General features: G+C 67.5%; 18 protein-coding genes and 1 riboswitch. Of the genes, 6 read left to right on the forward strand and 12 right to left on the reverse strand.

Annotation, left to right across the window (positions count from 1 at the left end; translation table 11 throughout):
- Positions 1-50: 50 nt before the first annotated feature.
- Together VI08_RS00145 and ppc are read right to left on the reverse strand one after the other, a co-directional pair.
- The gene (locus VI08_RS00145) at positions 51-2,036 is read right to left on the reverse strand and encodes a methyl-accepting chemotaxis protein (RefSeq protein WP_045827510.1); all 1,986 of its coding nucleotides are present in this window, start codon (positions 2,034-2,036) and stop codon (positions 51-53) included.
- 89 nt (positions 2,037-2,125) lie between these two features.
- Positions 2,126-4,831, reverse strand: a complete 2,706-nt coding sequence (gene ppc, locus VI08_RS00150) for a phosphoenolpyruvate carboxylase (protein WP_045827511.1) — start codon at positions 4,829-4,831, stop codon at positions 2,126-2,128.
- A gap of 95 nt (positions 4,832-4,926) precedes the next feature.
- Positions 4,927-5,008, forward strand: a riboswitch (S-adenosyl-L-homocysteine riboswitch).
- 19 nt (positions 5,009-5,027) lie between these two features.
- Here ppc and ahcY point away from each other — a divergent pair.
- The gene (ahcY, locus tag VI08_RS00155) at positions 5,028-6,461 is read left to right on the forward strand and encodes an adenosylhomocysteinase (RefSeq protein WP_045827512.1); all 1,434 of its coding nucleotides are present in this window, start codon (positions 5,028-5,030) and stop codon (positions 6,459-6,461) included.
- A gap of 137 nt (positions 6,462-6,598) precedes the next feature.
- On the opposite strand, the gene VI08_RS00160 is transcribed toward ahcY, so the two are convergent.
- Positions 6,599-7,054: a DUF4232 domain-containing protein gene (locus VI08_RS00160; protein ID WP_052697586.1), complete on the reverse strand. Its 456-nt coding sequence runs from the start codon at positions 7,052-7,054 to the stop codon at positions 6,599-6,601.
- 127 nt (positions 7,055-7,181) lie between these two features.
- Between VI08_RS00160 and metF the strand changes: the two genes are divergently transcribed.
- The 4 genes from metF to VI08_RS21925 all read left to right on the forward strand — a co-directional run bounded on the left by metF (position 7,182) and on the right by VI08_RS21925 (position 10,464).
- Positions 7,182-8,006 carry a methylenetetrahydrofolate reductase [NAD(P)H] gene (gene metF / locus VI08_RS00165; RefSeq protein ID WP_045827513.1) on the forward strand — a complete coding sequence of 275 codons (825 nt, stop codon included), beginning with the start codon at positions 7,182-7,184 and terminating at the stop codon, positions 8,004-8,006.
- 78 nt (positions 8,007-8,084) lie between these two features.
- Positions 8,085-8,588 carry a DUF4124 domain-containing protein gene (locus VI08_RS00170; RefSeq protein WP_052697587.1) on the forward strand — a complete coding sequence of 168 codons (504 nt, stop codon included), beginning with the start codon at positions 8,085-8,087 and terminating at the stop codon, positions 8,586-8,588.
- A 74-nt stretch (positions 8,589-8,662) separates the two neighbouring features.
- The gene (locus VI08_RS00175; RefSeq protein WP_045827514.1) at positions 8,663-9,580 is read left to right on the forward strand and encodes a branched-chain amino acid transaminase; all 918 of its coding nucleotides are present in this window, start codon (positions 8,663-8,665) and stop codon (positions 9,578-9,580) included.
- Positions 9,581-9,666: 86 nt separating this feature from the next.
- On the forward strand, positions 9,667-10,464 hold the full coding sequence (locus tag VI08_RS21925) for a DUF2846 domain-containing protein (RefSeq protein ID WP_052697588.1): 798 nt from the start codon (positions 9,667-9,669) through the stop codon (positions 10,462-10,464).
- A gap of 88 nt (positions 10,465-10,552) precedes the next feature.
- Here the strand turns inward: VI08_RS21925 and VI08_RS00185 are convergent, their stop codons facing one another.
- The 8 genes from VI08_RS00185 to VI08_RS00220 all read right to left on the reverse strand — a co-directional run bounded on the left by VI08_RS00185 (position 10,553) and on the right by VI08_RS00220 (position 20,454).
- Entirely contained in the window at positions 10,553-11,428 is an 876-nt protein-coding gene (locus tag VI08_RS00185) for a hypothetical protein (protein WP_045827515.1), read from the reverse strand.
- A 13-nt stretch (positions 11,429-11,441) separates the two neighbouring features.
- Positions 11,442-12,944 (reverse strand): esterase-like activity of phytase family protein, encoded by a 1,503-nt coding sequence (locus VI08_RS00190; RefSeq protein ID WP_084621120.1) that lies wholly within the window; start codon positions 12,942-12,944, stop codon positions 11,442-11,444.
- A 2-nt stretch (positions 12,945-12,946) separates the two neighbouring features.
- The gene (locus VI08_RS00195; protein WP_157006184.1) at positions 12,947-15,268 is read right to left on the reverse strand and encodes a TonB-dependent receptor; all 2,322 of its coding nucleotides are present in this window, start codon (positions 15,266-15,268) and stop codon (positions 12,947-12,949) included.
- Positions 15,269-15,493: 225 nt separating this feature from the next.
- The gene (locus VI08_RS00200) at positions 15,494-16,777 is read right to left on the reverse strand and encodes a sensor histidine kinase (RefSeq protein ID WP_045827517.1); all 1,284 of its coding nucleotides are present in this window, start codon (positions 16,775-16,777) and stop codon (positions 15,494-15,496) included.
- Positions 16,761-17,447 (reverse strand): response regulator transcription factor, encoded by a 687-nt coding sequence (locus VI08_RS00205; RefSeq protein WP_045827518.1) that lies wholly within the window; start codon positions 17,445-17,447, stop codon positions 16,761-16,763. The genes VI08_RS00200 and VI08_RS00205 overlap by 17 nt, the downstream gene beginning before the upstream one ends.
- 181 nt (positions 17,448-17,628) lie before the next feature.
- Positions 17,629-18,564: a 30S ribosomal protein S6--L-glutamate ligase gene (gene rimK / locus VI08_RS00210; protein ID WP_045827519.1), complete on the reverse strand. Its 936-nt coding sequence runs from the start codon at positions 18,562-18,564 to the stop codon at positions 17,629-17,631.
- A complete protein-coding gene (locus VI08_RS00215; RefSeq protein WP_045827520.1) occupies positions 18,561-19,010 on the reverse strand; it encodes an ATP-dependent zinc protease family protein in 450 nt (149 codons plus the stop codon). The genes rimK and VI08_RS00215 overlap by 4 nt, the downstream gene beginning before the upstream one ends.
- Positions 19,011-19,146: 136 nt before the next feature.
- Complete coding sequence (locus VI08_RS00220; RefSeq protein ID WP_045827521.1) at positions 19,147-20,454, reverse strand: MFS transporter; 1,308 nt, start codon at positions 20,452-20,454, stop codon at positions 19,147-19,149.
- Positions 20,455-20,564: 110 nt separating this feature from the next.
- Here VI08_RS00220 and VI08_RS00225 point away from each other — a divergent pair, with 110 nt between their 5' ends.
- Positions 20,565-22,430, forward strand: coding sequence for a DUF1302 domain-containing protein (locus tag VI08_RS00225; RefSeq protein ID WP_045827522.1), 1,866 nt, complete (start codon positions 20,565-20,567; stop codon positions 22,428-22,430).
- 2 nt (positions 22,431-22,432) lie between these two features.
- On the opposite strand, the gene VI08_RS00230 is transcribed toward VI08_RS00225, so the two are convergent.
- Positions 22,433-23,209 carry an HAD-IIA family hydrolase gene (locus VI08_RS00230; protein WP_045827523.1) on the reverse strand — a complete coding sequence of 259 codons (777 nt, stop codon included), beginning with the start codon at positions 23,207-23,209 and terminating at the stop codon, positions 22,433-22,435.
- Positions 23,210-23,278 lie beyond the last annotated feature (69 nt).

The raw sequence follows: 23,278 nt of genomic DNA on the forward strand, positions 1-23,278 counted from the left end.
GCGAAAAGATGTCGCCCACGCGTGGGCTCCTACAGTGAAGCGCGCCGGCGTTACAGGCGGAACGCTTCAACCACGCGCGCCAGCGCCGCCGCCTGCCCTTCCAGGCTCTTCGCCGCCGCGGCGGCTTCTTCCACCAGCGCCGAATTCTGCTGCGTGGAGTCGTCCATCCGGGCCACGGCGTGGTTGATGCGGCCGATCTGCTCGCTCTGCTCCGAGGAGGCGCGGCTGATCTCGCCCATCAGGCCCGCCACGTCGCGGATGCGGCCGATGACGGCGTGCATGTTCCGCCCCGCGTCCGTGACAAGGCCGTGGCCGACATCCACCTGCTCCACCGATGCGGTGATGAGCTGTTCGATTTCCTTCGACGCCTTGGCGCTGCGCTGCGCGAGGTTGCGCACTTCTTCCGCCACCACCGCGAAGCCCTTGCCCTGCTCGCCCGCGCGTGCCGCTTCCACGGCCGCGTTCAGCGCCAGGATATTGGTCTGGAACGCGATGCCATTGATGATGCCAACGACATCGACGATGCGCTGTGCCGAGGCCTGGATGCCGTTCATCGATGCCACGGCGTCGGCCATCGCGCTGGCCTCCTGCTGCACGGCCACGCTGGCCCCTTCGGCCAGCGCGCTCGCGCGTGCCGCGTGGCCTGCGTTATCGCGCACGGTGCGGGTGAGCAGGTCGAGGCTGGCGGCGGTCATCTGCAGTTCCGCCGCCTGGCGCTCGGTGCGCATCGACAAGTCGGTATTGCCGGCCGCGATCTCCGATGTGCTGCCCGTCATGCTCGCCGTGGCACGGCGCACCGATTCGGCGATGCTACCCACGCCATCGCCGATGCCGTCGATCGCGTTCATGAGCTGGCCGATCTCGTCGCCGCGGGTGGAAGCCAGCCGCGCGGTAAGGTCGCCGGCGGCCATGCGGCTGGCTGCCTGCACGGCGGACGACAGCGGCCGCGTGATGCGCACCCGGATGGCGATGAACAGCAACACGCACAATACGCCCACGATCACGAGGCTGCTGCCGATGGCCACGTTGCGCAGGTGGCGCACGGGGGCGTAAAGCTCTGCCGTGTCGACGGTGCCTGCCACCATCCAGTGCCACGACGGGTCGGTGTCGAACACGGCCAGGCGCTCCACGTCGCGGTCCCCCACCGCCACGCGGTAACGCGCCTCGCCTTTCCCCGCTTGCAGCATGGGGCCGAACACCGGCTTGCCATCGGTGCCGAGCGCCTTCAGCGCCGCGCCGTCGGCTTTCGCCGCGTCATCGGCCAGCGCGGGGTCGACGATGTACGAGCCGTAACGCTTGCCCGCCGCCGCGTCGATCACCGAGTAATGCCCGGTCTCACCGATGCGGATGGACGAGATCTGCGCCTGCAGCGCCGCCATCTCCTGGGTGATCTCGACGCCGACGAACCACGCGCCGATGACCTGGCCACCGGCGTCACGCACGGGCTCGTAGCGCGTGATGTACGGCTTGCCGAACAACACGGCCGGGCCACCGTAGCCCTTGCCGGCCAGCAGCAGCGGGAACGCCGGGTGGGCATGGTCGATCGACGTGCCCACGGCACGGGAACCATCCTGCTTCTTCAGCGAGGTGGTGACGCGGATGAAATCCTGGCCATCGCGCACGAACAGCGTGGCCACGACGTGCGCGCGGTCGGAGAACTCATCCACGAGCGCGAAGTCGTTATTGATCGCCTTGCCCGCTAGCGACATCGTCGGCACCGTGCGATCCCCCATGGTCACGCGGTGCTTCTCGTCGGTGGCCAGCCTGTCGGCCGGGAAGTAGGTCTCGAAGACGGCAAGGAAGCGGTCGGATTCGGCCAGCAGCGCACCGCTGAACGTGTTCACCATGGCGATGATGGCGTGGTTGCCCCGGGCCAGGTCGTCGCGCGCCCGGGTCTCCAGCTCGCGTGAGACGAGCGTGGTGACCAGCACGGTGAGGGCGGCGATGCCCAGCGAGACGATGGCGACGACGAGCAACGTGAGGCGCGCGCCCACGCTGAGGCCGCGCCAACGGGCGCGACCGAGGGTGTTCTTCATGATGGGTAACCTGCAATGGGGGGACAGGCCCGCGCGGCACGCGGGCCTTGCACCGCCCTAATTCGGCAGGCTTCGAGCCAGCTTTAGGGCTAGCCCGTATTCTGAAGCCCCTGTGAGACGCCGTTGACGCAAGCGACCAGGGCGTTCAGCAGGGCATCGTCCTTGCCGCCGGTGGCGCGCCAGCGCTTCAGCAGGTCGACCTGGAGCAGGCTCATCGGGTCCACGTACGGGTTGCGCAGGCGGATCGAAGTGGCCAGGCGCGGCTCGCGCTGGAGCAGCTCGGTGGCACCCTTCAGCTTCAGCACCCAGTGCACCGTGCGCTCGAACTCCTCGCGTACCTTCGGGAAGAACCGTTCGTGCAGCGGCCCTGCCAGCTCGGAGAAGGCCTCGGCGATGCCGATATCGGCCTTCGCCAGCACCATCTCCACGTCGTCGAGCATGGTGGCGAAGAACGGCCACTCATGCGCCATGCGCGACAGGGTTTCCTCGCCGCATTCCCTGGCCACCGCCTCGAGCGCGCCGCCCAGGCCATACCAGCCGGTGAGCACCGCGCGGCATTGCGTCCACGAGAACACCCACGGGATGGCGCGCAGGTCCTCCACGCCCTTCATGCTGCGGCGTCGCGCCGGGCGCGATCCGAGGGTCATGCGTTCGATCACGTCGATGGGCGTGGCGCCACGGAAATACTCGACGAACCCATCCATGTCAACGAACGCGCGGTAGGCCTTCCGGCTTTCGTCGGAGAGCCGCACCATCACGTCCTTCCAGCCCGCCTCGCGCACCTCGGCCACCCGTGGGCGCAGCGATGCGCGCATGACGGCGCCGAGCGTCTGTTCCATGTTGCGCACGGCCAGCGCGCGGATGCCGTACTTGCGGTGGATGACTTCACCCTGTTCCGTCACGCGCAGCACGCCGCCGACGGAACCACGCGGCGAAGCCATGAGCGCGGGCGTGATGCGCGAACCGCCGCGGCTGGCCGAGCCGCCGCGGCCGTGGAAGAACGCGACGCGGATGCCCGCCTTCTGCGCCACCTCCAGCAACTCGACCTGCGCACGCTGCAGGCTCCACTTCGAGGCGACGGTGCCGCCATCCTTGCCGCTGTCGGAGTAGCCCAGCATCACCCACTGGCGGTCGCCGCGCGCTTTCAGGTGCGCGCGGTACACCGGGTCGTCAAGCAGCGCCTGCAGTGTGGCCGGCCCGCCCTTCAGGTCGTCGATGGTCTCGAACAGCGGCGCCACGTCGAGCGGCACGCGGCCGTCTTCCAGCAGGCCGCCGCGACGCGCCAGGGCCAGCACGGCGAGTACGTCGGCCGCGGTCTCGGCCATGCTGATGATGTAGAGGCCCGTGGCTTCGGTGCCGTAGCGCTTGCGTGAATCGGCCAGCGTCGCGAACACATCGCGCAGCATGCCCGCGGCATCGTTGCCCTCGCCGGCGACGAAGCTGCGTTCGCCGGCCGCATACGGGCGCAGGGCCTTCACGCGCGACTCGGCATCGCGATCGGCCCAGCCGCTGTCGTCGAGCAGCGCACCCAGGGCCTCGTCGTGCACGCGCGCATCCTGGCGCACGTCGAGGCGGGCGAGGTGAAAGCCGAACGTACGCGCACGCCACAGCAGCCGGCCCACGGCGTAGGCCCCGGCATGGCGGCCGCTGTGGTTCAGCAGGCTTTTTTCCACCAGCGCGATGTCGTCGATGAAGTCGTTGGCCGAGGCGTACGCCGCCTCGCCTTCATGTTGCGTGGCATCCAGCCGCGCGGCGACGAAGGTGAGGAACGCGCGATACGGCATGTCGGCGTGGCGCGGGCGGATGCGCGCGGCGGCATCGGGCAGTTGCTCGCGGTAATCGTCGAGGCGGCGCGACAGCTTGTCGTCGAGCGTGACACGGTCGCTCGTCTGGCTGAGCAGGCGGCCGAGCTCATTCACGCCTTCCACGTAGCGCTCCAGCACCAGCGCGCGCTGCGCGGACAGCGTGGCTGCGATGGTGTCGGCATTGACGTTGGGGTTGCCGTCCATGTCGCCACCCACCCAGGTAGCGAAGCGCAGCACGCGGGGCACCTTCACGCCATCGCCGTAGTGCTCGGCAATCGCCTGTTCCAGCGATTCATACAAGGCCGGCAGCACGCGGTAGATCGGCCGCGAAATGTAGAACCCGACGTGGTCGAACTCGTCGGAGACGCTGGGCCGCACCGGCGAGGCCTCGGCCGTCTGCCAGCCCGCCGACAGCGCCATGAGTATGCGGGCGTCGTCGTCGCGTAGCTCCTGCGGCGTGCGGGTGGGGTCGAACTCGTCGACCAGCGCGCGGACGATCTCCTGCTCCTTCTCCAGCAACGAGCGGCGCACGGCCTCGGTCGGGTGGGCCGTGAACACGGGCTCGACATCGAGCTTGCCCAGCAGGGTGGCCAGTTCCTCGGCGGTGACGCCCTCGGCCTTCAGCTGGCCGACCACGGCGGCCAGCGATTCGGGCTGCGGCGAGCCGCCCTCGCGCTGGTAATCGCGGCGGCGGCGGATGCGGTGCACCCGCTCGGCGGTGTTCACGGCCTGGAAATAGGTGGCGAAGGCACGGGCCAGCGATTCGGCATCCCTGGCCTCCAGGCCGGTCAGGCTCTCGGCCAGGGCGCCCGCGTCATCGCCCGTGCGGCGGCGGTGGATGGCCGTGGTGCGTACGGCCTCGACCCGCTCGAAGAAGGCCTGCCCGCCCTGTTCAGCCAGCATCTGGCCCACCAGGGCGCCCAGCCGGCGCACATCTTCGCGCAAGGGCCCGTCGTGCGGGAGGAATTCCGGGTCGCGTGTGGCTTCCATCAGTCTCTCTACCAGGGGAGAAACCCCGAGAGTACCGAAAAACGTGTAGTCATCTGATCATCCGCATTCCGAGATATAATCCGTGATCGTTCTCCCCCGCCGAGGGGCGCTGCGACCGGAGGGGTTCCCCGATGGCCAGGCTCGGCGCGGTTTCCCGTACAACGGCGCCCCCGTAACCATCCGGAGCTACGCCACCATGAACGCCGTCACCAAAGACACCGCCTCGCAGGACTTCAAGGTCCGCGACTATTCCCTCGCCGACCTCGGCCGCCGCCGCATCCGCATGGCCGAAGAGGAAATGCCGGGCCTGATGCAGATCCGCGCGCGCTACGCCAACGAGAAGCCGCTGAAGGGCGTGCGCCTCTCGGGCTCGCTGCACGTCACCAAGGAAACCGCCGTGCTGGCGGAGACCCTGCGCGAGCTGGGCGCCTCGGTCCGCTGGGCCTCTTGCAACATCTTCTCCACCCAGGACGACGTCGCCGCCGCCCTGGCCGCCGGCGGCCTGCCGGTGTTCGCCTGGAAGGGCGAAACGCTGGAGGAATACTGGGACTGCACCCTCGACATGCTCACCCACCCAGGTGAACTCGGCCCGCAGCTCATCGTGGACGACGGTGGCGACGCCACCCTGTTCATCCACAAGGGCGTCGAGCTCGAAGACGGCAGCGACTGGGTGAACACCCCCAGCGGCAACCACGAGGAGCAGGTCATCAAGAACCTGGTCAAGAAGACCGCCGCCGCCCGCCCGGGCTGGTTCAAGAAGATCGCCGCCGAGTGGAAGGGCGTCTCGGAAGAGACCACCACCGGCGTGCACCGCCTCTACCAGCTGGCCGAGGCCGGCAAGCTGCTGGTGCCGGCCATCAACGTCAACGACTCGGTCACCAAGTCGAAGTTCGATAACCTCTACGGCTGCCGCGAGTCGCTCGCCGACGGCATCAAGCGCGCCACCGACCTCATGGTCGCGGGCAAGGTCGCCGTCGTGTGCGGCTACGGTGACGTGGGCAAGGGTTGCGCCCACTCGCTGAAGGGCTTCGGCGCACGCGTCATCGTCACCGAGATCGACCCGATCAATGCACTGCAGGCCGCGATGGAAGGCTTCCAGGTCACCACCATCGAAGACACCCTGGGCGTCGGCGATATCTACGTGACCACCACGGGCAACAAGGACATCATCACGCTCGAGCACATGGCGGCGATGAAGAACAACGCCCTCGTCTGCAACATCGGCCACTTCGACAACGAGATCCAGATGGATCGCCTCAACGGCTCGAAGGACGCCACGCGCGAGACCATCAAGCCGCAGGTTGATCGCTACACCTTCGCGTCCACCGGCAACAGCATCTACATGCTGGCCGAGGGCCGCCTGGTGAACCTCGGTTGCGCCCATGGCCACCCGAGCTTCGTCATGTCGAACAGCTTCTCGAACCAGACCCTCGCCCAGCTCGACCTGTGGGCGAACAAGGACAAGTACGAGAACACCGTGTACCGCCTGCCGAAGAAGCTGGACGAGGAAGTGGCCCGCCTGCACCTCGAGCAGATCGGCGTGAAGCTCACCGTCCTCACGAAGGACCAGGCCGATTACATCGGCGTGCCGGTCGAAGGCCCGTACAAGCCGGATCATTACCGCTACTGATCTACGGCGGTTCGATGAACAGAGGGCGCCTTCGGGCGCCCTTTTTTTGTGGGAGGCATATCGCGCGCAAGCGCGCTCCCACATAGCGGGGGTGGGCGTCTCCGCCCGTTTGTGGGAGCGCGCTTGCGCGCGATGCTCTAGGGCGCCTTCTGCAACGGCGACTGCTCAAACGCGACAGGCTTCCCCGCCTCCCCGCACATATGCCCTGCCATCGCCCCCTTCACCACCTGCTCGCCAAAACTCAGCTCCACCTGCGCCGGATCAACGCAGCGGCTGTTGTCATACACCTCGCCCGAGACCCAGCGTACGCCCGTGCGCACGCTCGCACCCGGCTCGATCCGCACCGGGACCACCGCCGGGCCCGGGTGCATGCCCACCGGGCCCTTGCGCGCCGCGGGCAGCGCGGCGCCCTTCGCATCCTTCATCACGAGCGTGGGCAAGCCGGGAACGGTGCAGGCCTGGCCACCCTTGTTGGTGAGCACGAGGTAGGTGCCATCGTGCGACATGCCGCTGAAGTCGCCCTGGCCGCCATCGGCGGTGAGTGTGAGCGTGGCGGCCGTGCAGGGCGGGATGTTGGGGGTGAAGGCAGGCATCGGGGCTCCCGGTGGGACGTGGGTGGGTGCCGTCATCTTCCGCCATCCGCGTGAATGGCCGATTAGCCATCTTTCCATCTGGATGTAAAGATATATACTCGGGCGCATCGCTCCAAGGTGCCCTGCCATGCCAGCCATCAGCTTCGAGTTCTTCCCGCCCAAGACCGATGAACAGCGCGACCAGCTCGACAAGGCCGTCGAGCGCCTGAAGGGCCATGCGCCCGACTACGTATCGGTCACCTTCGGCGCCGGTGGCTCCACGCTCAGCTACACGGGCGAGACGGTGAAGCACCTGCGCAGCGAGCACGGCCTCTCCGTGGCGCCCCACCTATCCTGCATGGGCGGCTCGAAGGCCGAGATCCGCGCCCTGCTCGACGAGTACAAGGAACGCGGTTGCCGCCGCATCGTGGCGCTGCGCGGCGACCTGCCCTCGGGCATGGCCACGCCGGGCGATTTCCGCTTTGCCGCCGAGCTGGTGGCCTTCATCCGCGAGCACAGCGGCGACCACTTCCACATCGAAGTGGCGGCGTACCCGGAGACACACCCGCAGGCCGAAAACGCGCTGGCCGACCTGCGCCACTTCAAGGCGAAGTGCGACGCCGGTGCCAACGGCGCCATCACCCAGTATTTCTTCAACCCCGATGCCTACTTCCGCTTCGTGGACGACGTGGGCCGCCTGGGCGTCACGGTGCCCATCGTGCCCGGCATCATGCCGATCGCGAATTTCAGCCAGCTGCGGCGCTTCTCCGAGCAATGCGGCGCCGAGATCCCGCGCTGGATCGTGAAGCGCATGCAGGCCCACGGCGATGACGCGGCCGCCGTGCGCGAACTCGGAGCCGATGTGGTGGCCGAACTTTGCCGCCGCCTGCTCGACGCCGGCGCGCCGGGCCTGCACTTCTATACAATCAACCGCGCGCGGGCCACCACGGCCGTGCTGGAACGGCTCGCATAAGCCAAACGTGCGCGCCGTCACCGCGCGCCCCACCCTCCTCGCCGATCATGGCGCCTCGTACCGCCAAAGCCGCCACCCGTGATCCGCGCCGCCCTCCTGATCATCCTCCTCATCGCCGCCCTCCCCGCCGCCGCGCAAAGCGCGGTGCATCGCTGCGTGGGCAAGGACGGCACCAGGGTCTATACCGACCAGCCCTGTGAAACGCTGGGTGCCCGCTCGGTCGAGCCGCCAGCGGCCACCTCGTCGGCCGCCACGCCCGCCGGGCTGGCGCCCTCCACCGGGCTGCTCTGCGCCCAGGACATGGCTACCCTGCGCGTGGCCGTGGCCAACGCCTTCACCACCCGGGACGCCAACAAGATCGGCGGGCTCACCTTGTGGACGGGCTACGGCAGTGGCGGCGCCGTGGAGAACATCCGCAGCCTGCAGGCCGTGGTGCGGCAAACCCTGCTCTCGCTGGAGGGCGATGAGACCGGCATCGACGCCGTCACGCGGGCCGGCGGCGGCGACGACGCCACCCACCACGTGCATTTCCCCGTGGTGAAGGATTCCGGTTGCCTTTGGCTACGCCCGCCCACCATGTAAGCGGGATGGCGCGCCGCGCCATGTGAACCGCCGGGGTACCCGTTATCATGGGCGGTCCCCCACGGAGCGCCCCCATGTCGCAGAACTACCCCGAATGGATCTGGCAGAACGGGCAGATCAAGCCCTGGCGCGATGCCACCGCGCATGTCATGTCCCATGCCCTCCACTACGGCTCGTCGGTGTTCGAAGGCATCCGCAGCTATGAGACGCCCGACGGCGCGGCCATTTTCCGCCTCACCGACCACCTGAAGCGCCTGTTCCTGTCGGCCAAGATCTACGACATGGAGCTGCCCTACACCGTGGAGGAGCTGGCCGAGGCCTGCCGCGCCGTCATCAAGAAGAACGACCAGCGCGCGTCCTACCTCCGCCCGGTGGCCTACCGCGGCCTGGGTGGCTTCGGCCTCTCGGCCGAGACGCCCATCGACGTCGCCGTGGCCACCTGGCCCATGGGGCCCTACCTCGGCCCCGAGGCGCTCGAGAACGGCATCGACGCCTGCGTCTCGAGCTGGCAGCGCTTCGCCCCCAACACCATCCCGGCGGGCGCCAAGGCCGGCGGCAACTACCTTTCCGGCCAGCTGATCGCGCGCGAAGCGCGCCGCCTCGGCTTTGGCGAGGGCATCGCCCTGGCCTCCACCGGCCTGCTGAGCGAGGGCGCGGGCGAGAACCTTTTCCTCGTTTTCGATGGCGCCCTGCACACCACGCCGGCCAGCGCCTCCATCCTCACCGGCATCACCCGGCACACGCTGATCACCCTGGCGCGCGAGGAAGGCATCGAGGTGGTCGAGCGCGACCTGCCGCGTGAATACCTCTACCTGGCCGACGAGATCCTCATGTGCGGCACGGCCGCCGAGGTCACCCCCATCCGCTCGGTCGATGCGAAACAGGTGGGCAGCGGCAAGGCCGGCCCCATCACGCGCCGCCTGCAGGAACTCTACTTCGGGCTGTTCACCGGCAAGACGGCCGACCGCTGGGGCTGGCTCGAACCGGTCTGACCCCTTGTGCCCCTCCCCCGGCGACGCGCTACGATGCGCGCGCCGGGGTATGAAGCCAACCGGACTGGCTAACAGGGGAAACCACCATGAAACGTACGTTCTTCGCCGCCGCGGCCCTCGCGGTGGCGCTTCTCGTGAGCGGCTGCGCCAACGTCCAGAAGGCCAGCAAGGCCGACAGCGACCAGGCCAAGGCCTTCGCCCCCGTGGGCGACAAGGCCGTGCTCTATGTCTACCGCGATGAAAGCTTTGGCTCGGCGATCAAGATGCCGGTCTCGGTCGATGGCGTGATCGTGGGCGAAACCGGCCCCAAATCGTTCCTGCAGCTCACGGTGGCCCCGGGCCGCCACACCATCGTCTCGCACACCGAGACCAACCCCGCTGTCACCATCGACGCCCAGGCGGGCCAGTCGTACTACGTGTGGCAGGAAGTGAAGATGGGCATGTGGGCGGCGCGCAGCCTGCTGCACACCATGCCGGCCGGCGAGGGCCAGGCGGGCGTGCGCAAGTGCGAACTGCTGCAGCCGTTCGCCCCGGGCATGCGCACCATCGCAACGACGGCACCCACCGCACCGGCCGCCACCGGCGCGCCCGTGGCAGCGGCACCGGCCGCGGCAGGCGACGACGACGCCACCCCGGCCGCGGTTGCGCCCGCACCGGCCCAGGCTGCCCCGGGCGGCATTGCCGCCCTCGACGATCGCGTGTCGAAGCCGATGTTCGTGGCGGCGCAGGATATCGCCTCGAAGCACCAGTGCGAGCGCCTGCTGCGCGTGCGCAGCGTCGATGGTGACGATGCGCATTTCTTCAGCGCCTGCCCCGGTTCGTCGACGCCCATCGAGATCGCCTGCCACGGCAGCACGTGCAACGAGGCGCCGCCGCAGGGCTGATGCCATCGCGCGCAAGCGCGCTCCCACGGCAGGGCCCCGCGGCCCTCACAGCTCATGTGGGAGCGCGCTTGCGCGCGATGCTCCTTACTTACTGACAAAAGCCACCCGGGTAACTCGACGACTTATAGGCATAAAGCCAGCTCGTCTTCCCGCCATCGTTGCCGATGTTCCAGCCATTGCCGATCGAGCCGATGGCCTGGTTCAGCACCTGCGACCGCTGCAGCACCGGCGTGGTGAAGTACTTGTCGGCATCCGCTTCGACGCGGAACGACAGCTCGGCAAGCGCCGGCGTCGCGGCGCCGTCGATGTACCACAGCGTGAGCGAGAACTCCGCTTCCGACTGGCCCAGGTCGGACGTGGGGCCATCGTATTCCTGCTGCGTGACGCTCACGCCCGCCACCTTCGACAGCGCGCTGCCCGAGAGCGACGACAGCACCGAGGCGCCGGGGAACTGCTTGGCCAGGTCGCCTACCGTGGCCGGCGTGGTCGTCGCATCCTGCTTCGTCGAGTGCGCCAGCACGAGGTTGCCCGGCGTCACGTCGGTCTCGAGCTTGGTGCTTTTGTTCTTGCCGGCCCCCGAGACATCGGTCCAGTACGACAGCTCTTCATCGGGGTGGCGGAACTTGAACTGGATGTCGTTGTGGTCACCCGCGCGCGTGCGCACCGAGTAACCGCGGTTCATCAGCTCGCAGGTATGCGGCGTATCGAGGTAGACCAGCGTATCGCGGTCGCCCGCGCTGAAGTTGCCCGTGATCGTCTTGTCGAAGCCCAGCGCCTGCAACCGCGTGGCCAGGTTGCCGAGCAGCGTGGCGGCCGCGCTGGCGGGGTTCGACGCGAAGCGCGACGGATCGACAAGGGCTTTGTATTCCTTGCTGTCCACGTACGCCGGTGAATTGGCATGCACGGTGGTGCCGCCCAACAGCAAGGCGGTGGCGAGGAGCGTTGGCAGCTTACGTTTCATCATGCGCAGAACCCTTTCAGTGGTGGGGTAAAGTCAGCCGATACACGAGGAGCCGGTTGTCGTTGTCGATCGGGGAATCGCAGGCCTGGCCTTCCATCACGCAGTGCTTCGCGATGAAGTCGTTGTCGTTCCCCACGATGAGGAACGCGTCATCGGGATGCGCCGGGTCATGCGCGGGCAGCAGGTCCATCGCCTCCCATTTCTCCGATAGCTGCGCAAGGCCCGGGTGGTTCGCGTCCAGCGCCAGGCCCATGCGTGCCAGGTCCTTCGGATCGAGCAGGTTCACCAAGGGCTTCCAGGCCGCTACCTGGATCCCGTGGCGTAACGTGTCGCCGCCTTCGGCCAGCACGCTTTTCGTGCCCTTCTCGTAATCCGTGCCCGCGAGGTTCGTGGCACCGTCGATATCCACCACCACGATGCTCTTGAACACGATGGGCTTGCCGCCCTCCGCACCCCAGCCACTGCCGTCGCGGGCCAGCATGAGGAAACGGTGGTTGTCGAGGACGCGGATTTCGCTCTGCGCCGCCGTGCGGTTGGGCGCATCGCCCGCGCCGCGGTCGTCGTAGACGGGCAGCTGCACCACGTAGTGGCCGACGGGCCTGTGTGGCACCTTGCCGTGCGCGGTGTCGTACACCAGCACGCGCGTAAAGCGGCGGCCCTCTCCACCCTTGCCCGCCGAATCCTGCAACAGCGCACTCTGCAGCATCACGAACAGCCGCGTGCCATCGGGCGACAGCGCCATGCCTTCCACGCCCTGGTTGTTGCGCCGGCCCGTGGCGGGTGGCTCCAGCGAGGTGAAGTACGGCTTGCCATCCTTGTCGGCAGGGCGCACGGCCCTGGGCGGCACCAGCACGCCCGTGAGCCGGCCCCTGGCGTCGAAGCGATACACGTGGGCGGCGTATTCGTCACCGATGTAGAAGCCGCCGCCGGGTATGAATTGCAGCGATTCGGCGTCGAGGGAGATCTTGCCGGCGCCGGTGCCCTCCCTGGGGGAAGGGAGGAGGATGCCGTGTTGTTTCGTCGTGCCCGTGCCGGGTTCAGCGCCGGTGAAAGGCCGGCCCCTGAAGTCGCGTAGCTCGAGGCCACCGTCGGGGATCAGCGTGATCGCGCCGGGTATCGCCGATGCATCGGCTCCCACGGAAGAGCGCACCTTCATCGTGAACCGGAAACGGTTCACGCGGCCTGCGTAGTCGAAGAACAGGTTGTGCTCGGGTTCATTGCGGCCGCGGTCGGGCAGCGTCCACAGCACGCCGGTGTAAGTATCCCCTTCGCGTTTCCAGGTACCGGGCTCGATCGCCAGCGACGAGAACGAACCGAGCGTATCGCCGAGGAAGTCGATGGTGCCCGCCGGCAGCACGCCGGTGGCGACCAGGCCCTGGTCGGTGAAGGTGTCGCCGCCCACCACGACGCTGCGTGGCAGCGGCGTGGTGGTGGTATCCGGCTGGCGCACCTCGAGGGCCTGCGCCGCGGCGCCCCCGGCAAGGCACGTGGCGAGAAGCGCCGTGAGGTGGCTGCGCATGCTCAGAACCGGATATCGAGGTTGGCGAAATACTGGCGCGGCGCCGAGGCATGGAACACGTAGATCGTGCCGCTCGGGTCGCTCGGCGCGAAGACGCTGGAATCGAAGTTGCTGGCGTAGCGCTTATCGCCGAGGTTGGTGACGTTTACCGAGAGGCGGATGTCCTTGGCGAACCACGCCGGGCCGAAGTCGTAGCCGCCGGTGAGGTCCCACACGGTGAAGCCGCCGAAGCCGCGGTCATTCGTATAGGTGTAATAACGCTTGCCCGTGTACTTGCCGCGCAGCGAGGCGAACCAGGGGCCCTGGTTCCAGTCCAGCTGCGTGGAGAACATCTTGCCCGGCGTATCGGTCTGGATCTTGCCCTTTGTATGCTGCACCACGCCGGCCTGCGTGTAGTCGCTGGCGTAGGTGCTGCGGTTGTATGACGCCGAGTTGAACCAGCGCAGGCTGTCGATCGGCGACCACACCAGCGTCAGCTCCACGCCGTGGCTATCCACGCCGCCGACGTTGTAGAAGCGGTTGCCGCAGGCCGGGCCCACCGGGCTGCGCGAGTCGCAGGGGTTGTACTGCAGCAGGCGGTTGTCGAACCGCACGGTATACGCCGCGGCCGAGGCGGCGATGCTGCCGGCTTCGATGCGGTAGCCGGCTTCCAGGCTGCGCGATTTCTCGGGCTTCAGCGCGCCCTGCGAATCCCACGTCGCCTGGCTGACGGCCTGGGGGCCGAGCTTGAAGCCGCCCTGGAACATGGCGATGTTCTTGGCGAAACTGGCGAACACTTCCTGCGCGTCGTCGATCCTGAACCGCACGCCCGCCTGCGGCAGCAACGCCTTGCTCGCGCTCAGCTTGCCGGTGGCGAACTGGTTGTTCGAGGTCGGCGCGATCGGCTTCTTCGCGTCGCCCGGCAGCGCGGTGGCGTCGGAGGTCACGTGCGGGCTCTTCACGCCCACATCCAGCGTGAGGCGCTCATCCATGAAGTGCATGGTGTCCTGCAGGAACGCCTGGCGTGTGTTCCATACGGTGCGCTGGTCGAACACGCCAAGGTCCGGCTGCGTGTCGATGGGCGCGCTGAGGTCGCGCGGGCCCGTGACGTAGCTGCTGTAGCGCGAGGCCGACGAGATGTTGTGCTCGTACCACACGCCACCCTCGATGTGGTGGTTGGCGATATCCCAGCCCGCCGAGAGCAGCGCACCACTGCGGTTGATGGTGTAAAGGGTGTTGCGGAAGATGATCGGCAGCTGCTGCGCCGTGCCCGGGTACGAGTACGTACCGCTGTTCCAGTTATGGCCCTCGCCCGCGTCCTCGTGGTGGTAGGCCATCGCGTGGAGGGTCACCGTGTCGCTGGGGAAGAAGTCGCCAGCAAGGTAGTAAAGATCGTCGTTGCGCAGGATCTGCCCCGCGGTGAACGCGCCGTCGGCGTCGGTATCCACGCCCGTGCGGTCGCAGCGCGCGGCCACGAAGGTACCCGAGTTGCAATAGGCCTTGCCGATGGCACGGTTCCAGTCCGGCGCGTAGCCACCCCAGTCCCAGCCGAGCCCACGGGCCATCTCGCTCTTCGAGAGATAGAAGTAATCGGCCTGGCTGGTGCGCGAGGTATCGGCAAAGCCCGTGATACGGGCCCAGTGGAAGTCCCACACCGCCTTGCCGTTGAACTGCTTGGTCGTGGACTTGTTATAGGCGCTTTGGTTGTTCCACAGATCGGATTCGGTGCGGGCGCCCGAGAGGTACATCGAGAAGCCGTGGTATTCGCCCGTATCAAAGCGCGCGAACGTACGGCGGTTCTGGTCGCTGCCGAAACTCTGCACGACGCGGCCGCCCATCGTTTTCAACGGATCGTTCGAGGTGTAGGCGATCGTGCCGCCCAGGTTGCTGGTGCTGGGCGTGCCGAGGTTGCCGATACCCTCGGAGAGCTCGGCGCCGGCGAAGTTCTCGGAGATGAGCGCGCGGTTGATCGAAAGGCCGTTGTAGTTGTTATAGGCGCTATCGCCAAGCGGCATGCCGTCGAGCGTGTAGCCAAGGCGCGTGCCACTGAAGCCGCGCAGGCTCAGCGTCATCGATTGCTCGTTCGACCCCAGCGCATCCACCGACTGTGCGTTGACGCCCGGGAGCGTGTTCAGCACTTTCTGCAAGCTGGTACCGGGCGGCAGCGCCTTCTGGTCCTGCGGGCGCAAACGCTGCACCTGGCGCGATTCACCCGTGCCGATGACAGAGACCGCATCGAGATCCTGCACCTTGCCGCGCTTGCCGTCCGGCGTGGTTTCCGTGCTGTCGGTGGCGGTGGTGTCCGCGGCATGCGCGACGGAAGAGAGGGCCAGGGCGAGCGCCATGGCCAGGACAGTGTGCTTGAACAAGGCCCTGCATCCTTTCATTGCAGGCGCGTCGCGGCCATCCTCCCTTGAGGCAACCCATCACGCGCCGTGGAAGCCCGTGAGTTTCGGATGGCTAAATGAAAGTCTCATGACAACGTGGGGTATCGCGCGCAAGCGCGCTCCCACATCAGTCATGGTGTGTCGAAGATCACGTGTGGGAGCGCGCTCGCGCGCGATAACCCGTCAGCGGAAGTCGATGGTGGAGATGGCACCCGCCATCTCGGGCCGCGGCCGCAGCGAGACATCCCACCCGTACAGCTCGCAGAGCCGCCGCACGATCGCCAGGCCAAGCCCCGCGCCGCCGCCCGTGGCGCTCTCGCCGCGGATGCCACGCTGGAACAGCTTTTCCGCGTCCTCGGGCTTGATGCCCGGGCCCGTGTCGATCACCTCGATGCGGCCATCGAGCACGCGCACCGTGACCTGGCCTTCCATCGTGTACTTGATGGCATTGCCGATGAGGTTGGTCAGCGCGACGGAAAGCACCGAGGCCGGCGCGTTCACCGTGACCGAGCCGTCGGATATGAGATCTATCTCAATCGGCTTGCCGCCCATCTGCGGGCGCTGGCTCTCGATGACGTCGCTGGCCACCTTGGCCACGTCGGTGACCTCGCCGCGCGTGGGCCCACGGCGCTCGGCACGCGAGAGCAGCAACAGGGCTTCGATGAGCTCGGTGGCCTGGCGCGAAGCGCGCTCGATGCGCTTGAGGCGCTCGCGCAGCTTGTCGGTCAGGTCGGGCGAGCCCTGCAGCAGCTCGGTGGTGCTCGCGATGACGGCGAGCGGCGTGCGCAGCTCGTGGCTTACATCGGAGTTGAATTCACGATCGCGCTCCACCACCGCCGTGAGGCGCGTGGCGTATTCGTCGAGTGCCACGGCCAGTTCGCCCACCTCGTCGTCCGCGAAATGCGGGGCGAGCATCTCGGCCTTGCCCACGCGGCGGAAATCGCGCAGGCGGCGCGCCAGGTCGGTCACCGGCCGCAGCACGCGCGACGAGAGCCACACGCCGAGCACGAGCGAAAGCAGGCCGAACAGGAACACCGCGGCGATGACGCTGGTCAGCAGCTGCCGCTTGCCCAGTTCATCGCGGGAGACATCGAACTGGATGAAGTTGATGATGCCGCCATCGCGACGCACCGCCACCTTGTAATGGTGGCGCTTGCCGTCCTTGTCGTCCTCGAAGATATCGTGGACGCCGGTGTCGAGGTTCTGCCAGGCCAGCGGCGCCTTGTAGATGGTGCGGTCGCTGAAGGTCCTGCCCTTGACGATTTCAATCGCCGGCGGCTCGTTCGGGTTCTCGCGCACCTTCTGGTTGAGCGAATCGACCTCGTCCTGCAGCGCCGCGTTGATCAGCTGCTCCTCGACCCGCGTGCGGATGTTCAGCGCGGCGAACGCGAACAGCGCACTCAGGCCGAACCCGAACAGCGTGAACGTGACGATGAGGCGGAAGCGGAGCTTACGTCGGGACCGCATCCGGGTCGACCATGCGGTACCCGATGCCGTGGCGGGTGTGGATCAGCGGCTTGTCGAACGGCTTGTCGATGGCGGCGCGCAGGCCATGGATATGCACGCGCAGCGAATCGGAATCGGGCAGCTCCTCGCCCCACACGCGCTGTTCGAGGTCCTGGCGCGTCACGACGGACGGGCTGGCCTCCATGAGCGCCTGCAGCAGCTTGAGGCCGATGGGATTCAGCTGGATGGATTTGCCTTCGCGCGTGACCGTGAGGGTGTCGAGGTTGTAGGTAAGCCCACCCACCTTCAGCACCCGGCTCTGCGGGCCCTTGCCACGGCGCGCCAGCACCTCGAGGCGTGCGGCCAGTTCCTGCAGGGCGAACGGCTTGGTCATGTAATCGTCCGCGCCGGATTCGAAGCCCGTGAGCTTGTGCTCGAGGGAATCGCGGGCGGTGAGCATGAGCACCGGGGTCTGCTTGTGCGCCTCGTGGCGCAGCTTCTTGGCGACATCGAGCCCATCCATGCCCGGCAGGGTCAGGTCGAGCACGATGACGTCGAAATCGTGAACCACCGCCAGGTGGAGGCCGGTGACGCCATCGCCGGCGAAATCGACGACATGGCCCCGGTCTTCAAGGTAATCCCCGATGTTGGTGGCAATGTCGGTGTTGTCTTCGATGACGAGGACGCGCATCTGGTGCTCCGTGTGCTGTCGCATGGGAACTGCGACGGCAAGCTTAACGGGGAAACCGTGAACCGGACAGCAGCAAAAGAGAGGCCCGGGCGGAAAACCGCCCGGGCCGAAAGAACTACTGCCCCGATACCGTTACTCCGCGTCGCGGAATCACAGTGGGTTCTTTATAAGGGGCGACCGTTTAAATCGCTGTTAACCCCTTGGCGGCCTTGCCCCGGCGCGGCTTGGGCGGGGCCGGGCGGGCGGCGTGGCGGGCCTCGCAGTGGGCGATGATGGCCCCGGCCACGTCCACCCCGGTGCTGGCCTCGATGCCCTCCAGGCCCGGGGACGCGTTCACCTCCAGCAGCAGCGGGCCGCGGGACGAGCGCAGCAGGTCGACGCCGGCCACCTCCAGCCCCAGGGCCGAGGCGGCCTCGATGGCCACCCGGCGCTCCTCGTCCGAAAGCTCCACGGCGGCGGCCGAGCCACCCCGGTGCAGGTTGGCCCGGAACTCGCCCGGCGCCGACGAGCGCTCCATGGAGGCCACCACCTCGTTGCCGACCACGAAGCAGCGCAGGTCGCTGCCGTTGGCCTCGCGGATGAATTCCTGGACCAGGAAGTTGGCGTAGAGGCCACGGAAGGCCTCGATGACGCTCTGCGAGGCCGAGCGTTTCTCGGCCAGCACCACGCCGGCACCCTGGGTACCTTCGTTCAGCTTGATGATGTGCGGTGGGTCGCCCAGCATGGCCAGGAGATCGCTGGTGTCGTCGGGGTTGTCGCCGAAGGCCGTCACCGGCATGTCGATGCCCCGGGTGGCCAGGATCTGCAGGCAGCGCAGCTTGTCGCGGGCACGCAGCACGGCATCGGAGGGGTTGGGGGTCAGCACGCCCATCAGCTCGAGCTGGCGCAGCACCGCCGTGCCGTAGAACGTGCTCGAGGCACCAATGCGCGGGATGACGCAGTCGATGGGCCCGAGCGGCTTGCCCTTGAAGTGGATGGCGAACGACTGGGGGGCAATGCTCATGTAGCAGCGCAGCGGGTCGAGCACCTTCACGGTGTGCTTGCGCTTGCGCGCCGCCTCGACGAGGCGCTGCGTGGAATACAGCCGCGCGTTGCGCGACAGGATGGCGATCTTCATGTGGGTTCCCGGACGGCGCGGCGCGGCGTCTGCGAGTAGGAAAGCGCGGGGTCGACGCTGAAGCGCCCAAGGAGCGCCGTGCGGCCGAGCAAAAGGGGGAAGAGCATGTGGCGGCGGTCGGTGAGGTTCACCTCGGCGGTGAACCGCTGGCCGGCCAGCTCGATATCGGCGTGGATGAACCAGCGCTCGGTGGTGTGCCCGCCCGAGTCGGTGACCGAGCGGCGGCCCAGGGCCTTGGCCTCGCACGGCGCCGACACCCCACCCTTGCGGGTGGTACGCACCTGGAAGCGCAGCCACGTGCCGTCGTCGCGCGTGTCGACTTCCAGCCACTCGACGTGCAGCGACGACGTGCGTGCGCCCGTGTCGAGTTTGGCTTTGAGGACGGGAACCCCGAGCGACGGAATAGCGAGCCGTTCGCGCCAGCCGAGGGTGATGACGTCAGTCATGGGTCTGGTGCGTGTGGGTGGGGGTTGGGGACATGCAAAGCATGCCGAACGCCCGCGGCGATTTGCAACTGCCGCGGTGTCGCCCTGCCCCCGGCGGCCCTCACGCCGATGAAGCCGCCGTGAAGCGGGGTGCGGTTCAGCCCACGTAGAAGCGGCGGCGCGTCACCAGCAGGTACACCGCGCAACCGACGCCCACCAGCGCCACGGCGCCCACGTAATGGGCCGGCCCGATGCCACCCGCCGACTTCGCGAGGAAGCCCACCAGCAGCGGCGTGGCCGCGCCGCAGATGGCGTAGGCGATGTTGTACGACAGCGAGATGCCGGAGAACCGGATGGCCGGCGGGAACGCCGCCACCAGGATGGCCGGGATGACGCCCGCCACGCCGGCGAACAGGCCCGCCAGCGGGTACAGCAGCATCATGTTTGCCGCACCGGCATGCAGGTCGTAGTACAGCAAATAGGTGGACACCGCGAGGCCGGCCGAGCCGATGAGCATGGCCACGCCACGCCCCACGCGATCGACCAGCAGGCCGCCGAAGAAGCAACCGAAGCACAGCGCCAGCGCCGCCAGGCTGCCACAGCTGAATGCGCGCGCCTGCTCCACCTTGAACGCCGTCTGCATCAGCGTGGGCGTCATGAGGATATCCACCACGATGGCGGCGGTGAGCACCCAGGTCACCAGCATCGAAAGGATGGTGGCTGCCTTGTGGTCGCGCAGCACCACCCACGCGGGCAGCTCGGCGCTGAGTTCCTTGCGCTCGCGCATGCGCGCGAACACCGGCGTCTCGCTCAGCCAGCGGCGCACATACACCGCGAAGAAGCCAAACACGCCACCGAGCACGAATGCGATGCGCCAGCCGTACGCGAGCATGTCGTCGGGCGCCAGGCGCGCGCTGAGGCCCGCGGCCACGAGCGAGCCAATGAGGATGCCCGCCGTGAGGCCCGACGTGAGGCTGGCGCAGGCCAGCCCCACGCGATTGGGCGGCACGTGCTCCGCGACGAACACCCATGCACCGGGGATTTCGCCGCCAATGGCCAGGCCCTGCACGATGCGGAACAACGTGAGCAACACCGGCGCGAGGATGCCGATGCTGGCATACGTGGGCAGCAGGCCGATGAGCAGCGTGGGCACCGCCATCATGAACACGCTGAGGGTGAACATTTTCTTGCGACCCACGCGGTCACCGAAGTGCGCCATGACGATGCCACCCAGCGGGCGCGCGAGGTATGCCACCGCGAACAGGCCGAAACCCTGTAGCTGCGCCACGAAATCGGAGGTGCCGGCAGGGAAAAACAGATGGCCGATGGTCTTCGCGAAGTAGACGAAGATCACGAAATCGTAGAACTCAAGCGCGCCGCCGAGGGCCGCGAGCACGAGGGTCTTGGCGTCGGAACGGCCCAGCGGGCGGTTGTCGACGGGGGTGGATTCGAGGGTTGCGCTCATGGATGTGGGATCAGCATCGACCAAAGTAGAAGGTTCGGACGTCCAGACGGCCTTGCATGCAATATAGCTGTCATGGCTAGATTAAGGTCAAGTTAACGCTGGAAAGCCTGATGCCATCACGTTGTCGCCTGCTTGCCCTCGTGTCGTTCGCGGCGCTGTCGTCCACCGCCCTGCACGCCACGGACTTTACGCTTGCCGACGGCGAGGTGAAAGGAACCCTGAAAACCCGCGTGGTGGCCGGTGCCGGCGTGCGCCTCAACGATCCGTCGAAACACCTGGTGGGCAAGGGTTTCCGCTCCGATGGCAAGCCCAAGGGCGGCGATGGCGCCGATACCGCCGACGACGGCAACCTCAACTACGGCAAGGGCGATGTGTACTCCAGCCTGTTCAAGGTGGTGAGCTCGCTCGACCTGCAATACAAGAACGTCGGCATCGCCGCCAGCGCCCGCGCGTGGTACGACAACACGCTGGAAAAAAAGGACGTGCCCCAGGGCAGCGGCGCAAGCGCGTTCGCCGCCAACCGCCCGCTCGACGACCACGGCCTGTCGAAGGCGAACCACTTCTCCGGCTTCATGTGGCTCAACGCGTATGCCTATGGCCATTTCGCCATGGGTGATGAAAGCGCGCTGGACGTGCGCGTGGGCAAGCAGACGGTGAAATGGGGCGAGGGCCTGTTCCTGCAGGGCATCAACCAGGTGAACCCCACCGACTACACCACGCTGCACCGCCCCGGCACCGACCCTGTCACCGAGGCCCAGCTACCCGTCGAGATGCTGTGGGGCAAGGTCACCATCGATGACCACTGGAGCGCCGAGGCGTTCTGGCAGTGGAAGTGGCGCCCCTCCGAGCTCGACCCCTGCGGCACGTTCTTCGCGGGCACCGACCTGGGCATCGACCCGGGCTGCGGCGGCATCGAGAGCAATGCCTACTACCCCATCAACGCCTACAGCCCCGGCGCGGGCCAGTGGCTGAGCGATGGCTACCAGTACTCGGTGGGCGGCGTGCTACCCCGATACGCCAACATCGATGGCAAGAACAGCGGCCAGTACGGCGCCACCCTACGCTACGCGTTCGACCGCCCGGCCACCTACCTGGCGGCGTATTACCTGCGCTACAACTCGCGTAATCCGATCCTCGACGCCACCACCATCGACCCGAGCATCCAGGACAACAGCCTCGTGCCCAAGCTGTTAGCCGCGGGCGCCCCGCTCAGCGACGCGCAGCTCTCGGCGCGCCTGTCGTCGATCCACGTGCTGTGGGAATACCCGAACGACATCCGCCTCTTCGGCCTCTCCGGCAGCACCATGCTGGGCGGCTGGAAGCTGGGTGGCGAGCTCAGCTACACGAAGGACCTGCCGGTACAGATCAACACCGCCGACATGTTCGCCGCGCTGACCCGCAGCGGCGGCCCCATCGGCGCCCGCAACACGACCACGGCGCCCGGCGGCGTGCTCTATGGCTTCGACCGCTACGACCGCACGCAGCTGCTGCTGAACACCACGCACGCGTTCAAGGACGTGCTGGGCGCGCAGACCGCCACCTTTGCCGCCGAGGCGGTGTACAGCCACACCGACCTGCCCAGCCTCGCCGACGTGCGCTATGGCCGCGGCTTCCACTGGGGTTTCTCCACCGAGCTCAACGGCGGCGGCTGCCCGGCCATCCAGAACCCGGCCGGTTGCCGCAACGGCGGTTACTACACGCGCGATGCATGGGGCTGGCGCGCCAAGGGCACGCTGAATTACACCGTGGGCCGCTGGCTGCTGAGCCCGTCGCTGGGCCTGGGCCAGGACGTGCACGGCTATTCGGTGGACAGCCAGCTGGTGGGCGGCCGCAAGCAGGTGAGCGCGGGCTTCAGCGCCACGCTCGACAAGACCTGGTTCGCGAACCTTACCTATACCAATTATCTCGGCCACCAGACCTACGACACGTTGGCTGACCATGATTTCGCCACGCTTTCGTTCGGGGCGAATTTCTAGCCTCAGCCCTCGAGCAGGTCGGCCACCGAGTTGAGGATCTCGGCCGGGCGGAACGGGTAGCGTTCCACCTCTTCGCGCGTGGCGATGCCGCTCAGCACCAGCACGGTGTGCAGGCCGGCCTCGATGCCGGCCACCACGTCGGTATCCATGCGGTCGCCGATCATGGCCGTGTTGTGCGAGTGGGCGCCCAGCTTGTTCATGGCCGAGCGGAACATCATGGGGTTCGGCTTGCCCACCACGTAGGGCTCGCGGCCCGTGCACTTGCTGATGAGCGCCGCCACCGCGCCGGTGGCGGGCAGCGGGCCTTCCGCGCTGGGGCTGGTCGCGTCGGGGTTGGTGCAGATGAACCGGGCGCCGTTGCCGATGAGGCGGATGGCCTTGGTGATGGCCGCGAACGAATACGTGCGCGTTTCGCCCAGCACCACGTAGTCGGGCGCCGTGTCCGTCATGATGAAACCGGCTTCGTGCATGGCCGTGGTGAGGCCCGCCTCGCCCATGACGAAGGCCGAGCCGCCCGGCGACTGGTCCTTCAGGAACGCGGCCGTGGCCAGCGCGGAGGTCCACAGCTGCTCCTCGGGTACGTCCAGGCCCGAGCGGCGCAGGCGGGCGCTCAGGTCGCGCGGGGTGAAGATGGAATTATTGGTAAGCACGAGGAACGGCCGGGCCTGGTCGCGCCACTGGCGGATAAGCTCGGGGGCGCCCGGCAAGGCCTTGTTTTCATGGACCAGCACGCCGTCCATGTCGGTGAGCCAGCATGCGATGTCGTTACGATCGACCACGGTAACTCCAGGGGTGGGGGCCTTGGCCTGCAAGCATAGCGCCTTGCACACGCAAAACTCGTTTGTGTG

It is taken from the genome of Luteibacter yeojuensis, assembly GCF_000964085.1.
Lineage (GTDB): Bacteria > Pseudomonadota > Gammaproteobacteria > Xanthomonadales > Rhodanobacteraceae > Luteibacter > Luteibacter yeojuensis_A.